Annotated in this window: 12 protein-coding genes; 4 read left to right on the forward strand and 8 right to left on the reverse strand. The window is 60.8% G+C overall.

The features are described from left to right. The first annotated feature begins 712 nt into the window (after positions 1-712). Entirely contained in the window at positions 713-2,098 is a 1,386-nt protein-coding gene (locus ABOD76_RS22275; RefSeq protein WP_350245713.1) for a replication initiator protein A, read from the forward strand. 636 nt (positions 2,099-2,734) lie between these two features. Here the strand turns inward: ABOD76_RS22275 and ABOD76_RS22280 are convergent. The 3 genes from ABOD76_RS22280 to ABOD76_RS22290 form a co-directional block, all read right to left on the reverse strand. Continuing rightward, positions 2,735-3,661 (reverse strand): excalibur calcium-binding domain-containing protein, encoded by a 927-nt coding sequence (locus ABOD76_RS22280; RefSeq protein WP_350245714.1) that lies wholly within the window; start codon positions 3,659-3,661, stop codon positions 2,735-2,737. A gap of 215 nt (positions 3,662-3,876) precedes the next feature. Beyond that, positions 3,877-5,052 carry a hypothetical protein gene (locus ABOD76_RS22285; protein ID WP_350245715.1) on the reverse strand — a complete coding sequence of 392 codons (1,176 nt, stop codon included), beginning with the start codon at positions 5,050-5,052 and terminating at the stop codon, positions 3,877-3,879. Next, the gene (locus tag ABOD76_RS22290; RefSeq protein WP_350245716.1) at positions 5,049-5,963 is read right to left on the reverse strand and encodes a hypothetical protein; all 915 of its coding nucleotides are present in this window, start codon (positions 5,961-5,963) and stop codon (positions 5,049-5,051) included. The genes ABOD76_RS22285 and ABOD76_RS22290 overlap by 4 nt, the downstream gene beginning before the upstream one ends. Before the next feature lie 602 nt (positions 5,964-6,565). On the opposite strand from ABOD76_RS22290, the gene ABOD76_RS22295 reads away from it, so the two are divergent. The 3 genes from ABOD76_RS22295 to ABOD76_RS22305 all read left to right on the forward strand — a co-directional run bounded on the left by ABOD76_RS22295 (position 6,566) and on the right by ABOD76_RS22305 (position 13,299). Further along, positions 6,566-7,174 carry a hypothetical protein gene (locus ABOD76_RS22295; RefSeq protein ID WP_350245717.1) on the forward strand — a complete coding sequence of 203 codons (609 nt, stop codon included), beginning with the start codon at positions 6,566-6,568 and terminating at the stop codon, positions 7,172-7,174. Between the two features lie 86 nt (positions 7,175-7,260). Further along, positions 7,261-9,690 carry a hypothetical protein gene (locus ABOD76_RS22300; protein ID WP_350245718.1) on the forward strand — a complete coding sequence of 810 codons (2,430 nt, stop codon included), beginning with the start codon at positions 7,261-7,263 and terminating at the stop codon, positions 9,688-9,690. Between the two features lie 339 nt (positions 9,691-10,029). After that, positions 10,030-13,299, forward strand: a complete 3,270-nt coding sequence (locus ABOD76_RS22305) for a hypothetical protein (protein WP_350245719.1) — start codon at positions 10,030-10,032, stop codon at positions 13,297-13,299. A gap of 14 nt (positions 13,300-13,313) precedes the next feature. Here ABOD76_RS22305 and ABOD76_RS22310 read toward each other — a convergent pair whose 3' ends face one another. From ABOD76_RS22310 to ABOD76_RS22330, 5 genes are all read right to left on the reverse strand, one after another. Then, complete coding sequence (locus ABOD76_RS22310; RefSeq protein WP_380130184.1) at positions 13,314-13,688, reverse strand: transposase; 375 nt, start codon at positions 13,686-13,688, stop codon at positions 13,314-13,316. Between the two features lie 365 nt (positions 13,689-14,053). Further along, positions 14,054-14,764, reverse strand: a complete 711-nt coding sequence (locus ABOD76_RS22315; protein WP_350245770.1) for an IS6 family transposase — start codon at positions 14,762-14,764, stop codon at positions 14,054-14,056. Between the two features lie 131 nt (positions 14,765-14,895). Next, positions 14,896-15,843 carry a hypothetical protein gene (locus tag ABOD76_RS22320; RefSeq protein ID WP_350245720.1) on the reverse strand — a complete coding sequence of 316 codons (948 nt, stop codon included), beginning with the start codon at positions 15,841-15,843 and terminating at the stop codon, positions 14,896-14,898. Positions 15,844-16,066: 223 nt separating this feature from the next. Further along, a complete protein-coding gene (locus ABOD76_RS22325) occupies positions 16,067-17,047 on the reverse strand; it encodes a hypothetical protein (protein ID WP_350245721.1) in 981 nt (326 codons plus the stop codon). Positions 17,048-17,113: 66 nt separating this feature from the next. Next, entirely contained in the window at positions 17,114-17,521 is a 408-nt protein-coding gene (locus ABOD76_RS22330; RefSeq protein WP_350245722.1) for a hypothetical protein, read from the reverse strand. Positions 17,522-17,697 lie beyond the last annotated feature (176 nt).

Raw genomic sequence — 17,697 nt, forward strand, 5'->3', positions numbered from 1 at the left:
GGTCCCGCTGCGGTTGTGAGGTGTGAAGTGAATTGAGGATCACCCGTGGTCGGGAGCACGTCAACAGACCGGAGCGCAGTCTCTATCGGTCCGCGCGAAGATGAATCGGTTATCGGAGAGCGAGTGTAGGTTTGGGCCGAGATTTATGGCCGGACTCTACGCAGTCAGGCGTTGTCCATATTCCCAGCCCTCAAGAGGGTGTGTGGTCAGTCCCCTGCTCCTGAATGAATGATTTAATTCTGTAGTACTTCTTTAAAAGAATTGATTGATCAATCAATCAAGGGAGTGGGGAGATTGTCGTCTGGGCGCGAGTTTTTTTTGAAAATCAGACAAAGAGACGCGGGCAACCGGACAAAGAGACGCACCAGATTCCAGGGTATTGGACAAAGAGACGCGCTTCCCCTATCCCTCCCGCCCAAGGAATTGGACAAAGAGACGCGGGCAACTGGACAAAGAGACGCGCGCGGTCTAGGCCTATTGGACAAAAAGACGCGTCTTTTCAACCCGTCCTGCCCTGTAAACTGGACAAAGAGACGCGGGCAACCGGACAAAGAGACGCGCCAAATTTCAGGGTATTGGACAAAGAGACGCGCTTCCCCTGTCCCTCCCGCCCAAGGAATTGGACAAAGAGACGCGGGCAATGATCAGCAGACGGATGAGAGGGGAGACTCTGCACCCAGCCGCGGTTGTCCAGCAGGTTAGAATGTCCGGCATGGTGGGCAAGCCGGCCTCACAGACGCGAGCAGACCTTCTGGCGATGCCCAGTACGGTCGAGGTGCTCAAGAGCCGTGATGAGCGCAACATCACGCGCCTTGCGCTGATCATGGCGCCCAACCGAGTGCCTCCTGGGTTGACCGCGTGGGAGAAGGACCTGAGTCTGGGGCCGCTGGGGAGCCTGAAGGTGACCTGCCGGTCGCTGAGTGGCCAGGTGGTGCCGCATGGGCTGGACAACGACCTGCTCCTCGGTGCAATCAACGCCTTCATTGAACAGGGTATGCCAGAGAACGATACCGTGGTGTTGAGCCTACGGCACCTGTGTGTGTTGAGTGCAATCACACCGGGCGGACGGCAGCGGGCGGCAGTTCTGGCGTCGCTCAACCGGTTGCAGGGGTCCTCATTCAGGTTTGTCGAAACGTGGTTCCGGGCGGGTCGGGGAAAGGCCACCACCGAGCAGTTCAGCCTGCTGGCGTCGTTCCGGGTGTTGGAAGACCTGGAGCTGCCCGAAGCCGAGCGGCAGAAGCACCCGCACAGCGACGCCCTGCTGGAACTGGTGCTGGGGAAGCCGTTAGCCCGCAGTGTCCGGGAAGGGTACACCAGGCCGCTGGATCTGAGCGTGTACCGTGAGCTGTCGCAGCCGATGGTCCGGACGCTGTACCGGCTGCTGTCGGAAACCCGGCTGGTGCTGCCGGCAGCGGATCCGGCCCGTTACATGGTGGCGGTGCGCGCCTGGGCGATGCACCTGGGCATGTACGATTTCGACATCAGCAAGGTGCGCCGTGCCCTGGAGCCCGCCCACCGTGAGCTGATGGACCGTGGGTTTCTTCGGGACGTGATCTATACGGGGCGTGGCGAGGCGCAGCACGTCGAGTATGTCTTCGGGACGAGCAGTGTGGTGAGCGTCGATCCCAAGCTGGTGGCGCTGCTGACCGCTCGGGGGCTGGCGGTGGGGCCGGCCATCAAGCTGGTGGGGTCGTACCCGGAGTCGGCGCTGCAACAGGCCGTCGAGAGCTTCGATGCGCTGACTGCTGCGGGGTACCGTGCCCGGACGCCGGGTGGGTTGCTGACCGACATCCTGCGTTTTCCCGAGAAGTACGCTCAGGGCACGACCAAGGCGCCTAAGGCACCTGAAGCGGTGCAGGTGCAGCGGGTGCTGGAAGCGGTGCCGGAGCCCACGGATGCCTTCGGGGCGACCAAGGGAATTTTGAACGCTTTGGTTCACCAGCAGAAGCTCACGCCTGAGGAGGCGCAGACGTGCCTGAGGCTGCTGGAGGAGCGGCGCGTCACCATGACGGAGGTGGCGCTGCTGAGTGTCGCCACCCAGAAGAGCGCGTCCCAGCAGGTGGGGAGCTGGCTGCAACGCCCGAGCGCGCGCGCCTGAGGGGAAGCCAACGGATCCTGTGACCGAGCTGCTGAACAACGTTCGATATATGGGATTGAACAATCTTATTCAAACCGGGTTTGTACGTGTGAGTGTGATGCGCTTGGGTGGGGTTGGGCTGGATACGCCCGGGCGATCTGTTTTGACGGGTGCCGTTGGTGGCCCTTGGGGGCTGTTCCTACCAGTGAGGTGTAGCGTGTGCCGTAGACCCTTGCTGATGTTGTTTACCAAGCTGGGGCGAGGGCGGGGGCAGAGGAGGGAAGAGCAGGGAGAGGGGAAGACGCTTCTCTTTAGCTGGGGACAGAATTCGCCAGCTCGTGAAAAAAGGAACAGACCGGTACGTGGAGAACAGAAGAGGTGAAACTGAACTTTAGTTCCGCCTTGCGCTGACCCTCGCACGGAATCAGCGGAAACACCGCAAAACCGGGTCACCCTCAATTCCGTGGTGGACCAGTTGTGCGGGAGCAGGTCCCAGGAATCTCCAGCGACGAAGGTCACCACAGCACACGCAACGCCACCTCTTCCGTTCGTTCCTTCCCTGACCGGCGCCTGCAGGCTGCCGGGGCTGCGTTGAACAACCTGAACTGGGCTGTCCACCCACGCGATCCGTGCCGACACCGAATCTATTCCCGGCTGCTACTCACAGGCGAGGCCGTCGCCATCCCCATCCAGCGCGCGGCGGTACCCCGGCTGACCGTGCTTGAGCGGCGCCAGGCCGGCGGCCCGCACCGCCGCGCAGTTGGCGTAGAAGACCTGGTCGGTTGATGCCGTCCTGGAGGTATCGACCTGAGCGCTTTGAACGTCGCAGCCTTTGATCGGCAGCATGTAGCGGTCGGCAGCGGCGAGATTGACGGTGTACCCGAGGTCTTCCAACGCTGCGAGGGTGATGGGGCTGATCGGATTGACCAGCCCGGTAAAGTCCCCCGCATCCCCGGAAAGGATCTCCGAGCAGACCGTCTTGCCGGCCCAGTGACCGGCGTCCGGGTCCAGGGGAATTGCCGTGCCGTGGCCGCCCAGCTTCTGGTAAGCCGCGACGGCGCGGGGTCCGGTGTACACCACCTGACCGCCCGCCTTTCGAATGAAGCTTTTTCCGTCAGAGTCGCCGCTGACCGAGATTCGTTCGTCGGGGGTCCAGAGCGTGCCCACCCCCAGCGCATGCAAGGTCTCGTGGATGATGGTGTCGGTCAGATCCTCGTCCGGAAGGTCACCCAGGCCGTTCGAGTTGAGTTCGAGCTCGGCATAGATCGGCAGGTACGTGTCGTCGTGCAGCTCACAGGGCGTGGCATCGGCGTACAGGTCCTCCCCCAGGTCCTTGACCTTCACGAACAGAATCAGGTGCGCCACCTGCTCCTTGAGTTTCGGCAGGCCAGCATCGCAGGCGTTGGCCGGCGAATCCACAGCTACCGGGACGAATGGCGACCGGATCAGGGCGGCGACCCGCTGGGTGGCCCGCTGCACGATGGCTTGCTGCGCGGCAGTCAATGTCTGGTCCAGATAGCGGGTCTCGATGCGGAAGGGCGTGCTCGGGGCCGCCTGCGCCCCGACACTCAGGAGGGTGAGCAAGGAACAGAGCTGAGCGACATACGGTTTCATGGTTCTCCCTGCACGCGGACCTGGCCGCGGTGAAACGAGATGTGGTCGCGGTGACCCCAGCGGCCCCAGAACGATGGGGAAGTTGCCCTGGGACCCCGCGTCTTCGGCGCCGGACCTGGCGAGTGATGAGCCACTCTCCTGCAGCCACGGAGTCTGGCAGGCAACACTCAGAACGGTCGTTGACGTCAGGGCGAGTGCTGGTCTGACCTCACGTCGGTCGCGTTGACCTGCCGGACGGCCGAAAGGGCGTATCCGAGGTACTCGGTCAGCCTGTTCTGCTCCAGGACGTCGCGTTGCCCGGCGGCGTACATGTTGCGCAGCACGATGCTCAGCCGCACCGCGTCCCGCTCCCGGTGCTCGCCCGGCAGCGTCCACAGGTCTTCCTCCATCCCCATGCCATGTACCAGGAACACCACGTAATGCGGGCGTGGTTGTTCCTCGTCCGGCTCGAAGCGCATCACCTGAAACGGCCAGGTCAGCTGCGCCATCCGCCACAACGCCTGTCGAGGCGCGCCGGCAGTCACGGGCGCGGACGGGTGCTGTCTGGCCGCTTTCCTCTCTGCCTTTCGGTACACCTCGTACGCCCGCATGGCCGGCTCAATGAACAGCACGTCCGGCTTCTCCGAGTCCCGCTGCTCATACGTGATGGCCGTATCGGGTACTGGGATGTACTGCAGTTCCTCAATCAGCTGCAGGTCGGTATCCGGCAGCGGCTGGAACAGGGCATTCGGCCAGGGATCGTCCTCGCTGGAGGGGAGGTCCGGCAGCGCGTGGCGTTCCTGCCCATCCCGGGAGATCAGCATCACGAACGGCCGGTTCGCCGCGGTCTGCAGCTGCACCTGATGGTCGTAGGGGAGCCGACCCAGGGTGGCGCGCACCTGATCGATGCTGCCCTCCACCCAGAACCCCTCGCGAGCCTCCCCATCTGGCCACAGGTCACACGCAGGCCAGACGAAGCGGCACTGCAGCGGCTGCTCCCACACCGGATGCCGCCACTCCTCCCACGGGCGGGCACCGGGCGTGCGCTGCAGGGCCTCGCGCACCTGCGCCTCGAGTGGGGGGGCAACATGCAGCCCCAGCATCCGGGTCCATGCCGGGTTGAGCCGCTGCAGCGCCGGGATCAGTTCGGTGCCCGCCGGGACCAGTTCGGTGCCGCCGGAGGTGACGGAAAAGTCGTCGTCAACACTCAGCACCACCTGCCGGATGACGAAGAACTCGCCCTGCCCGCTCTGTGGGCCCAGCAGGGTCAGGCTCCCGCCCTCACCGCCCAGCTCGACGGCGCGGATCAGGTCCGCCAGGCCCGGCAGGTCCGCCGGCTCCGGTTCTCCCAGCAGGCCCAGCCGAGGTGGGTTCAGCGTCATGGCTGCTCCTGAGCCGCGACCGGGGGCGTGTACGGCTGCAGGGTGAGGTAGGCGTCCTCCAGCCCCCGCACGTCGGTGCGCCACACCAGCAACTGTCGTCCCGCGTCACGGTGCAGCTGGGCCCACTTGGCGATGGCGGCCACGAAGGTCAGGGCGAACAGGCTGCCCTCCCGCAGTTCCTTCGGCTGAGGGCGGGCGTCGCCGCCCAGCGTGACGTTCTCCAGGTCCAGCAGCTCCGTCAGGGACACGATGGCCAGCGACTCGGCCACATTCAGCTCGTCGCTGTTCACGGGCAGCGTTTCGTCCGGGAAGGCGAAGATCACCCGCTCCGCCCCGGTCGCTCCGTGACTGCGGCCGCGGGTGTGGAACTCGCGGGTCTGCCCGGCGTAGTTGCGGCCGTTGCGCTTTAGCAGGTACAGCCCACGCCGATCCTTGAATCCAGCCTCCACCGTGGCGCACACCTCAGTCACCGTGCCGATCAGGACGGTCAGCGAGGGCAGGTGGCTGCCCCGGGTGACGAAGCGGTACTGGCCGACCGCCGTTTCGTTGAAGTGACCCTGGTCGGCGGTCAGCCGGATCTCGGCGTGGTCAGCAGCGCTCAGAAACCGCCAGTTCTGCAACACCCTTGCTGTTGGGACCAGCCGGCGGTCCACCGATTCATAGTGGACCGGCTGGTTGTCCTGCGCCTGCAGCTTGGTGCCCCGGGTCCGGCGCTGGAGGTAGTCGCTGACGGCGCCGCCCCGGTAAGGCGCCAGGCCCATGCCCTGCCGGGCGCGCTGCACCTCCGCCTGGATGTCCTTGGGGGCAAAGGGCGTCTCGGTCAGCCGGTAGGTCCAGGCCGCGGTGCGTAGGGCAGCGGTGAAATCGGGGCGATCCTGATGATGTTTGCGGGTCGGAGGAGAAGTCGTCATAGGAGGCTCCAGAGTGGGTGAGGGGGCGGGTCAGCGCAGGGCTATCATTGGTTTCCAGCTGCGGGCATCGCGGTCGTAGAACCGCCAGAAGGTCCAGCCATTGGTATTCTGCCCCGCCACGCCGATGGCCGCCGCCGAAAGTGCCTTTTCACCCCTGCACTAACCTTGACGTAGAACCGATCGCGGGGAGAATCTCACGCCGTCACACACGCTACTGGCGTTATCACTAATTTCGAACGCTGGTGTTAAGCAGTGCAACTGACGACATGAGGGTCAGACCATACGCATTTCTGGGTTTTGTATGCTATACTACTAAATAGCCGCGCCAAAAACTGATCGGAGCGTGGAAATTCGCGCCCAGAATTGAGGAGCCTAAAGATGGATTGGCTTTCAACTCTATTTTTTCCTTGATCGGCGGAATTGTTCTAACTGTGCAAGGGTGATGCTGCATCTTCGTTATTAATGAGTTTGTTCTCAAACCGAACATAACTCATAAAATTAGATTTTCCTAAAATATCAAACCTATATCGACATAAACGTTGATTTTCTCAATCAATGCGCCCTTATTGATAAGCGCCGTCCTTCCATATGCCCTTGCTCCCGTGAGTAAGTTTGGGGAGGAAGTCTTTATGGGACTTTGCTGTGCAGGCAGTCAGGGTGAGCCTTCCGACGCAGATACCTGTCGGAGGATTGGCGGAGACTACCATGAAAAATCTACGGAAAGTTGCATATCTACCTGTGCTTTCCTTGGAGCACTTCATGACTATGTAGATAAGACCACCAACAGCGATCCGGTTGTTTTGCTCGCAATGGGGGGCACATACAGCACGTTATACGATTTTCGCGATCATGTGCTGAAACGGTGTGAAGTAGGGCGGAAAGTGCTCAGTCTCTACCGCGAGCATTCAGCGCGGGCAATTGCTCTCCTCCTTCACGAGCCCGAGCTGTTGGTAGAAACCCTGCGCGCCTTCCTGATGGTCGCCTCGTTTAGCCGTGAAATCGTGCGCGTGGCTCATGGAGCTCGTGGCGCCGATGATCCAGAACGTCGTCTGAACCGCAAAATGTACAAACTCGTCGAGAAAGTCGGCCAAGGCCTCCGAGAAGTGGGTGCTGGGGAATTGGATGAGCCAGTCGATTACGCTCTAGCAATGTTTCATAAAATGATAGAGATGACACCTGAAGACGTCTTTGCTTCTCTAAGAGTGGATTGATTTTAGGTAGCTGAGTTGCGAAGGTGGCCTTCGTCTCGTGCCTTGTCACACTAACTACCTCCTTTCGAAAAACGCGGGGGAACTGTATGGCATTCATTGAGTTTGAAGTTAAATCTCCTAGGTTTGCAGAGCTCATTCGCCTAGTGGTGAGCACAGCACCAATCCCAGTTCCTACATTGCCGTCCCTCGGTCAGGATCGGCTAATATCGAAAATCGTTTGGGAAGATATCGAGATCTTGCCTGGAGTACCGGGCATCCTCACTGCGCAGGCTCCGATAACCATCTCACACTCGAGCATTGCCGAACTTAGGGCGAATCCGAAAGCAATTCCGCAGGTGACACAGGGAGTTGCCTCTCTTTTGGTCTCCGCCTCGCCCAGTGGGCTTACCGTCGCGCTGGCAAGCGTCCACTTTGAGGCGCAGGGTCAAGACGACTTTTCACCCCCCCTCTTGCTGACCGAACTGACCGAACGAGACTTAAAACTACCCGGCGACATGACGGCCGACATACCTGTGACCATTTTTGGTGCCGCCATCATCGCAAGCGCGGAAGTATTCACCGTTCGCTTTGCCACGTCCCCTGACGACGATCTTTTCGCTCCAGCAGCAAATAGACTTCTGGACAAAGATGACGAATGGTTAATTTGCATTTCCGGCAACGCGCTTGCTGAAATATTAGTTACCGAAATTACTAAAGGCATGAAGAAATTAGACTCTGATAGTGGTATAGCGATCGAGGATGAGCCAAGCGCTTCGTGGAGTTGGGTACCGACCACAGGCAAGTGGGCTGCAGTAGGAAGTGTAGGGATTGTCAAAGTCGACGCCTGCTTCTCAATCTTTGAGGTCTTCGACCCCAGTTTCGCCGTCGACTTATCAGTGAATATAAACACTAGAGTTACTTTTGCACCCAACGCCGAGTTCAGAAAGGTTGGGGACGAAATACTAAAAACAACTCTGACCGTTACAAGCGATGTATCCGATTGGGATTCGGCAAGATGCTGGGCTGGGAGTGCCGGAGTGTTAAGTGCGATATTTGCGGCTCTCTTCCCGCCATTGGGCATTTCAGTTGGCATCGGGTCGCTCTTCGCCATAAGTGAACTTATCCGTATGTTCGTAGGTGTTGAGATAGCAAAAGAGTCTCCGACCGGCAATTTCATGAAAGTTGCCAGCGATATCGGATCAGCGACATATGAGGAGACCATTAAACTGAAAACGGCGTTGCCACAATCGGTCTTGCTCTCTTCCGCAGAGGCGGGTGCGGAAGGCGTCGTTTGGATGGGAAAATTCGGTTTTCTGCCACCCGCCGAACACCTCAGCGAATTTACGCCAGACGGCGGTAGGTTGGAAGGAACGTGGCAGGGCCACTATAGTTGTAGCCAACACCGCTGGGAGCAGAATTTTCTGACCCCCAGCATACGAGTTGCTGACTCCGCAGTTGTTATTGGGCAGCGCTTTAAAACTGTGCCAGTCAAGATTTTTGACACTAGCCAGATTGAACCGGCTAGTCATTGGAGATACGAAGTCTTGACGACGGTTGAGGCGATTCAATATGTTGGAGTTGTATCGATCGACGTGTCGCAGGGTGATGAATGCCGCCTGTTCCTTCACACATCAGCAGGCATCTGTTGCTTTGATATCCCGCCGCTTCAAGCTCCTCCCCCGGTACCGAACGAACTTGACCTGGGAATTATGGCGGTTGTAAATTGTCGCCTTTACCAAGAAATTTTTACACCACGTGTGAAGCTTGGGTGGCTGATCGACCCACCGCCATTTCACTATGGTTATCCACCACTACGTCAATGGCTTCTGACAATTGAGCATCTTCCAGATGGCGCTAGCGCCGTTCTCCACGAGCATGAACGGGCGGACAACGCTCGTCCTCGCCAGAGGCAAGTATCGCGAGTCGTTGCCGAACGCGCTGGCGCACTGTGGATTGAAAGGGTGACCAACGACAAGACCGAGCTTGACCTTGAGCTAAAGATGCCCAGTGGTGAGGGCGGAATCCGCCTCGCCCAACGGTGGCTATTACCGCTCCGCATCATTGACTTGGGCGCTCCAGCTACGGCCCTTACACGAGTCAATCAGTCCGTTTTTACGTTGACACGTGAGCAGCTTGTGGAGGTGAATCTCAGTTCGAACGACACCTCATTCAGCCCAACCCGCCAACGTGGCCTGGCTGTCGACCTGGGACGGTTGGTTCTTTGGGGGGATGAAGGAGTCTATGAGCTTGACGGCCTACGGGCGCGGCAACTCATCAGTAAGCCCGTCCTTGCCGTTTATAGGGATCAGGAGGGCCGCTTAATCTACATAGGACGAAGCAAGGCCTTCTACATTGACGGGCGTACCGCGCCTCTCCGAGAGCAGAAGGAGACGCCATCAGCCATACACGAATTCCTTCCAGCCAGCTTAACCTTAGATGGCGGTCAAATTGTGGCCCCCTGGGGGCAGCAGCTAATTTTCGCGACATCGTCAGTTACCAATATCCAAGTCGACCGAATACAGATGCCCAACGCTTAGCACAATCTGGCTGGCGTGCTCCAGTCCTAATTGTCGGCCTGGCTCGGGCTCGGGTCGCCCGTACCGTACCCTAGGGCGGCTCGCACGTGCCGTACAGGGAGGTTGCACGCGGCCGAGGGTGCGTTCAGTTTGGAGGGGGTTCAGCCGTAGTCACGCTGTCAGCCTCCAGTGTAGGCGAGCAGCGCAAGGGCGTGCAGCCCGGTGAGCTTCGGTCTCCTGCCCCTGGAAGTTTTTCGACTTGACGTAGCACAAACGCCTTGATAGCAGCTGCAAATTGCTAGGTGCGACGGACACATTCAGGTTGGTCCGCTGAATCTCTCCTTTGAAATAGAGGCGAAGATGACAGATTTCCTGAAGTCGCCAGCCCTTGATGGTTCACCTGGGCAGGCGTATGCAAGTCACAAGGCTAGAGCCAATGGAATCGCGCGGTTTTTCGCCCAGGCCCATCCTCTGGAAACCGTTAACGGCAAGGCAGGAGAAGACCAGACAATCACACTACTCGCCCATCTGCACGCCGCGTCCGTCGATCCGAATGTTATCGTTGATGGCAAAGTAGTGCGCGATTACATTCCCGCAGCGCTGAGGCGACTCAATCCTGGCGACGGTCTTGTCGGCACACGGCACGACTACGACATGGCCCTCAAGGGGCTGATGACGATCGCCTATCGCTATCCCCACCTACTGGGTGTGGGTGGCGTAGACTTCATCCTCAATAACCTGGTTCCGGACAACATCCGAGGGGGCCACCCGGACGAGATCGAGATTGTCGAGGTGACCTTTGTAAACATCGACACTCCTGAAACCGAAAATCATTTGCTGATGATCGAGAGCAGCCGCTACCTCGTCAATCAGCTGCTCCATGACAGGATCCCTGATCCCCAGTTTGACAACGCGGCGAATGGATTGAGCCGTTGGATTCTCAGTTACCTTCAGACGATCGCCAAGCACGACTTCCTGGAGTTCAATGCCCGCCCCTACGCGCGGCTCGCGCTGCACCCCTTGTATAATCTGCACGAGTTTGCGCGTGAGCCGGAGATCAGGATGGCCGCGCAGCTCCTGCTGGACTACACAATGATGAAATTCGCTGTCTCGAGCAATCGCGGTCGCCGCGTCAGCCCGTTCAGACGCCTGCAACACCGGATCAACCATCAAGCTAATTGGTTCAACGATCTTTACAATGACCTCGGCGATCAGGTGGCAGGCTACTTCATGGCCTACACGGGTTTTATTGACCCTGAGGGCAGCCCGGGCGGGTTCCCGCCGAGCCTGACTTACACCGCTTTGATCTCTGCATCGGCGACCTACCGGCCGCCCCCCGCGGCCTACATCCTGGCGATGAAGCGGGACAATCCTCCCTCGCTACACCGCTTCTACCATGGGACGCGGCCGCGGCTCAGAGGATCGCCCGACATCGCCGAGGGTGGTCTCGAGATCTACTACCATTCACCGTCTTTCCTGCTGTCGGCGGGTGGATCCTTCCTGAACAGCGGCTACGGGCACGATGAGATCGACATCGGCAAAGAGGCTTGGGAGCAGACCTCGCGTGCCCAGGCCACCACACTGATTCCGACGCAGGCTGATACCCGGTTCCACGATCTCATTCGCTTCGAGCCATACCCGGACCCACTCGTCGACCCATACGCGGACGACCCTGACGACCCCGACACGCTACATGCGCGCGCGGTCAATATCGGCGTTGACCGCGGCTTGATCGCAGGTGCCAACCTCCGCCCCGCCGAAAAGAAGACGATCCTTGAGCATGCCACCTCGACCTCGCCCGCGCTCACCCTCCACAACGGTGGGTTGCTGATGGCCTGGAAGGGGTCAGGCAACGACAACCTCAACGTCGCTAAAGTTGAGAGCACGACCGTGCTCGGATTCGAAGGCGTCGAGGGCATCGAAGGAGTGGTCACCCTAGCTGACGCCACCGATGCCTCTCCAGCGCTGGCCTCTCATAATGGACGACTCTTCTTGGCATGGAAGGGCTCTGGCAACGACCAACTCAACCTGGCCTACTCCGATGATGGAGTCACCTTCATCGGAAAGAGGATTCTGGCAGACTCCAGCGAACACAGTCCGGCATTGGTTTCTTACGGTGGCAGACTCTATCTCGCCTGGACCGGTCTCGACGAGCATCTGAACGTTGCCAAGGTGGTCCTGTTCGGGAACACTGAAGGCGGTTTTGGTATCGAGGGCCTGGAAGCCAAGATCGTCCTTGGCGATACCAGCGAGGCCTCGCCAGCGCTGGCATCACACAATGGACGGCTTTTCCTAGCATGGAAGGGGTCCGGCAACGACAACTTGAATCTCTCGTACTCTGATAATGGAGCGACCTTTCACGGAGACATGACCTTCCCTGATACGAGCAGCCATGGTCCGGCGCTGACGAGCCACGGCGGACGGCTCTTCTTGGCCTGGAAAGGGTCGGGCAACGAGAACCTCAACGTCGCAAAGGTGGCGCTCTTAGGTAATACGGGGGGAGGCTTCGGCATTGAGGGACTCGAGGACAAGGTTGTGCTCAGTGAGACCAGCGAGGAACCCCCAGCGTTAGGCTCCCAGAACGGGATGCTCTTCTTGGCCTGGAAAGGCGAGGGCGAAGATCATCTGAATCTCAGGGTTTCCCAGGATGGCACCTTTCAGGCCTTGGGTCCCTGGCTCTTCTGCAACCTTGGCCATCTCGGCTTCTACGTCGCGGCCTATCGCACGCCCGTGGCCAGGCCGGAAGATCTCGATCCAGTGCCTGACAACTTAGCTCTGGTCTACGCCATGGAAAGCGGCGGGATGGACTTCGACCGGTTCCGAATCGCGACCATGGGGCTCAACCAGGGCTTGCCGGCCGCGTTCGAGTACGGCGGCCATTACCAGTTCAACGCGCCGGACGGCAAGCGCTTCGCAATCTGGTTTGTGCTCACCGAGCTGAAGTACACGGCGCGGGTCGTCAACTTGAACGATCAGCACGCTATCGGCGACCTCAACACGCTGCCGCTTGTTTCCGGCGAGTACATGGTGTCGCCCGGTGGGCACGAGGGCTTGATCGAGATTCGGCACCCGGGGTGCACTGATGTCCCAGTCGTGCTCGATTACCGCAACGCTGAGAGGCCCGCGCGTGACGACAACCGGAGCGACTGCACAGAACCTTGGATCGACCGCGCCCGAGCGCTCTTCGCCATCGCCAAAGCGTTTGACGAACAAGGAGAGTTTACAGACGGGCGGACAGCACTCGTCGATGCGGTGCACCTCTACGACGAGCTGCTTACGCTAAACCCCGCCCAGAACAGGTCGCCCCTCGCTTTCGCCGTCATCCAGGCGCTGGGCAGAATGGGCCTGGATTATAGTGTTTCGGAAGCTGATCTTCGCGACTGGCTCGCCAATCCGCTCTTTACCCCATATCCGGCGATTTCACAGGCGCTGCTTCTTCTAGGGCGGCGTCTCAAGGCCCCTGTCTTCCTTGACGTCATTGTCAAGAATTACGAGCACACGCCCGGCGTCGCATCCCCACAAAAGGTAGAAGATGTGAAGGTAGACGTCCTGAAGGCAGCGATTCTGGAGGGTTCAAACATGCGCCATGGAACGAATGTGCATGATTTCGAGCAACTCCTACAACCGTGAGGGCTGTAGTGAGGTTAACCCGGTTTTGCGGTTCTTCCGCTGATTCCGTGCAGTGGGTCAGCTTGCGAGCAGGGCACGTTGGCGGAGCGTCTCAAACGATCCGCGCCCGTACATCTGACGCTTGATGAGCTTGATCTTTTCACCACGCCTTCGGTCGGCCCGTTGCTCCAGGGTAAGGTGATCGCGGCCAGTAGGGCGTCTCGCTCCCTGTTCAGGCTGGTCGCCAGCGTTTGGATGTCGGGCAAGCCACAAGAAGTGGCTTGCGCCAACCACCAGTCCAGACGCTGAGCATTCCCATCCCGGAACAGCTGACGGAAGTCCAGGGCCAAGCGACGCATTTCGTTCACAGGCGCACACGTCTCCGTCAGCGCGTCCAGGAGCACACCCACTTCACCTGCGACACAGAATCAGCGGAAGAACCGCAATATCGGGGCAGCCTCACATCCACCGGGTGGTTCCGAGCGTGGACCGAACTCCACTTTTGATCGCTCCAGTCATCGTGTACGGCAGGAACTGTTCCCTGGAGCTGGTTGCACCAATGGTCGATCCCTTCTGCCGGTTGGCGGGAACCTGCGAGGCATCGCTTAGCCCGCCTGGAACAGCTCGTGAAACTTGAGCAGCGGGTATTCGCCCAGGCCCTCGACGATCACGCCGGTGCTGTGCACCTCGGCCACCCGGTAGGACTTGCCGGGTTGTGGCAAGTTGTTGCCCTCCAAGAAGCAGAGGGGCCTCGGGAAGGCAGACGGCCTGAAGATTAGGCCGCCTGCCACATGGTCTCTTGCCACGTCCTGAAGGCGACCTTCTGGTAATGACGACGGTGGCGAGCGGGAACGGTGGAGCGGGCAAGGTGGTGGAGATTCATGATTCGGGCGTGCAGGTCGAGGAAGGTCTGTGCTCGTTTTCGTGATCTGAACCCTCGCTGTTGCCGTTCCTGGCGCCGTGTGGCGCGATGGGACTGCTCAATCAGGTTGTTGCAACGGGCGGTCGAGACGACCTGAACATGCTCCACGGCATGGAGCACGGGGAGTGCCCGCAGCGCTGCCCCATAGCTCCAGAGCTTGTCAGTGTGAATGACCTCCGGTACGTCATATTCCCTCAGCAGTCGGCAGAAAAACGATCTGGCGGCCTCGGTGTCACGGCGTTGCTGAAGGAAGACGTCCAATACGGCTCCGTGTTCATCCACGGCCCGCCACAACCAGTGGTTGACCCCGCCGACGTCCACACACATCTCGTCGAGCTGCCACCGAGAACCCCGTCGGGGTTCTCGGTGGCGGAGGCCCTGCGCGAAGAGGTCACTGAACTTGATGCACCACGTCCGAATGGACTCACGCGTCACGGCAATACCCCGTTCCAGCAGGAGTTCTTCGACATCCCGGTAACTCAGGGTGAAGCGGTGATAGAGCCAAACCGCGTAACCAATGATCGGGAGGGGGAACCGATACCCAGGGAACTTCTGACCGCTCAGCACCGCTTCACCCTATCCCGACAACTTGCCACAACCGAGAGTGCCACAGGCTGAGGAGCGCCGGGGTGCACCACCCCTCCAGAACCCCCGATGCCCCGACGCGGCAGCAGACGCGACTTCCGATGACACGGTCATTCGTCGAAGGCAAAGCTCAGCCGAGGCAGCGCGAGGGCTGCCCTGTGCTCTTCCATATACTTCCTTGCCGCGTAGTCCTCACCAATCAGGAGGTTTAGTACGACGGCAAGCCTCGCCAGGCTCGGCACATCGCCGTTCATGATTTTGACACTGGCGTTTTGGAGGAGTTGCGCATTCCCCATTGAAATGCCGTACCACTTTCTGGAATCAACCCACTTGCCTTTAGGACGTTCAGACCAGTCGAGCGGTGTTCTGCTCACGAGAGCAGGCTTGAATTCAGCGTCAAGCGTGGCCAGCGGACAGATGTACGACTGCTCGTACGGAATCCACTGATAGTGCACGCACTCGATGCGCTCGGTCGTGTCTCCATACACCCGGTCTGCCATCGAGCGGTGAACCGCGATGCCGTGAGGGAGAAACAGCACCCACGCCTCTTCCATTCGGATCGTAGCCACCTGGCCACCGGCCGGCAGGTAGGGGAACTCCGCCGTGTCCCGCACTTCCAGATGTTCGACCTTGTCCCAGTACCAGCAGAAATCGCCGGAGATGTCGAACTTGAGAAACGCGTTCTGATCCATCACCTGCTGCAGGGCGGGCACGAGGTTGACGGTCAGGGCATTGAGGGCCGGCAGGTCAACGTCAATGGCCTCCTGCTTGCCCCCACTCCGCAGCCGAGTGGAGGGCTTGGGCAGCAACGGCACGATGCAGGCGCCGAGCCCCGCCAGCCCCAGCGACGTGGCCAGCACGCCGAGCAGCACCCGGTCGGGCAGGCCCAGGCAGAGTTGAGAGACGCCGAAGATGAGGAGGACGAACGCGAACCCTCCAAGCAGGCCGAGGGCGTCCTCGGCCGTGCTGCCCTGCGGCGTGCTGCCGAACCCGCGGAGGTGTGGCCGCACCCAGGCCGAACCGCCACTCTTGGTTCGCCGGTAATGGCCGGACACCATGTGGCTCTGTCGAACTCCGTATTTTGGGCGTCCCCTGGGCATGGTCGTGCTCCCTCTCCGCGCCTAGCCCTCCGGATGACCGAGGAGGCGGCTGAATTCCGCCGCTTTCAGCGGCACCGCTCAACACCCAGACTGACGTGACGAGTTCACCCTGAAAAGCGCGTCGGCCTACCCCTGAAGAAGGAGCGCGCCGGGGTAAGGAGCGCTGAGCGCCCCTCGCGTCCTAATGGGCGATGCAGGCGCTGGTCTTCGCGAGCTGGGTGAAGGACGCCTGCAGCCCGGTGTACTGCTTCACGACGTCCTTGTAAAACGTCACTTCCTCCCCCATCTTCTCGAGGAAGTCCGGGGCTTCCGAGTCCTTGAGGGACAGCGGCGCGTAGTTCGAGAGCGGGTTCTGCTTGACGAGGGCGTTCGCTTTGGACACGGCCTGCTGGGTGGCGCTGAACCTCGACTTCAGGTCGTCGATGCTCGGCTGGAGCAGCCCAATGCCCTTGGACGCCTGTTGAATCAGGTCGCCCACGTGCGCGTCCTGGAAGGCCGCCACCGCGTCGCAGTTGTCCGGGTTGTCCTTGATGTTGCTGACCGTGCCAGCCAGCTCCTCCGGGTCCCCGACGTCCGGGAGGGTGTACAGCGCCTGGTACAGCCGGTCGAGGTTCGCTTCCAGGTTCTTCATGCGCCCCTGCGCTTCGTCGTACGCGGGTTTGACGGCCTTCACCTGCGCGGCCGCGGTGGCCGCACGCTGCCGCGCAGCGGCGTTCGCCTGCGCGTCCGCCTGATGCTGCGCCTGCGCGGCCGCTCTGGACGCCGCATCCGCGCGGGCCTGCAGCACTGCCACCGCCTTCTGGTACTCCTGCGCGCTGCCCTGGTGCAGCTGCAGCTGCTTGTTCTCCACGAAGAGCGTCAGCTGTGTGCCCTTCAGCGTCCCGTACACGTTCTCGACGTTCCCGCCGCGGTCCATCAACCGGAGCGAGATCTCGCCGGCATTGCGGATGCCGTCCACGTCCAGACGGTAGACCTGCTTTATCGTCGTGTTGGTGAACACCGTGGATTCCAACTGGCCCAGGATCCGGCCCTGCGCCTCGGTGTACTGGAGCAGCATCGGCGTGGGGCTGGTCGCGACGAACGTCGCCGCGAGCGCTGGAGCGCCGACCGAGAGGCTCAGCACGAGAAGCAGCGACCGGCGCAAGGAAGAAGGTGTTGGCATCGCGTCAGTCTACTGGCCGTTGTCCGCGCCTCGCCCCACACATGCGTGATGCGCCCCCCGTGCGGATCAGGGCAGGTCAGGCAGCGTGACGCCGAGCCGGAGCGCCAGCTCGTCCCCATCCAGGTACAGGGTCACTGAGCCCGGCAGCCGCAGGTCCTCCAGCGCCTGCGCGAACGCCACGGCGTTCTCCCGCGTGCGGAAGCTCAGCATTGCCATCAGCTCGCCCGGCGGCGCCCGCCGGACATCCGCCGTGAACACCACCGGCACGCACGTGGTGCAGCGCGTGTACCGAATGCCGCCCACCGTGCCCTTCTTGTCTCCACTCCGCGTGCACACTGCTCCCGCGGCGATCTCGGCGCCGCATTCGAAACACTTTGTGGTCGTCCCAGCGGTGACGACGAACACTCCGGGCTCACCGGCACGATGCGCCACCCCGTACTTCGGCACGTCCACCCTATCCGCCTCGAAGGACATGCAGGAAGTCTACCGAAAGGGGATGGCTGGAGGCAGCGCGCCGAATTCGAACCCCTGCCCGCCCACGGTGATCGCGCCGCCCTGACCACTCAGGAGAGCTCAACGTGCGTTCTGTCGAGCGCCGGGTAGCCGTTGGCTGTGTTCTAGAGGATGAGCACTGGGATCCTGCCCTGCTC

The sequence above is a fragment of the Deinococcus sonorensis KR-87 genome, from assembly GCF_040256395.1.
Lineage (GTDB): Bacteria > Deinococcota > Deinococci > Deinococcales > Deinococcaceae > Deinococcus > Deinococcus sonorensis.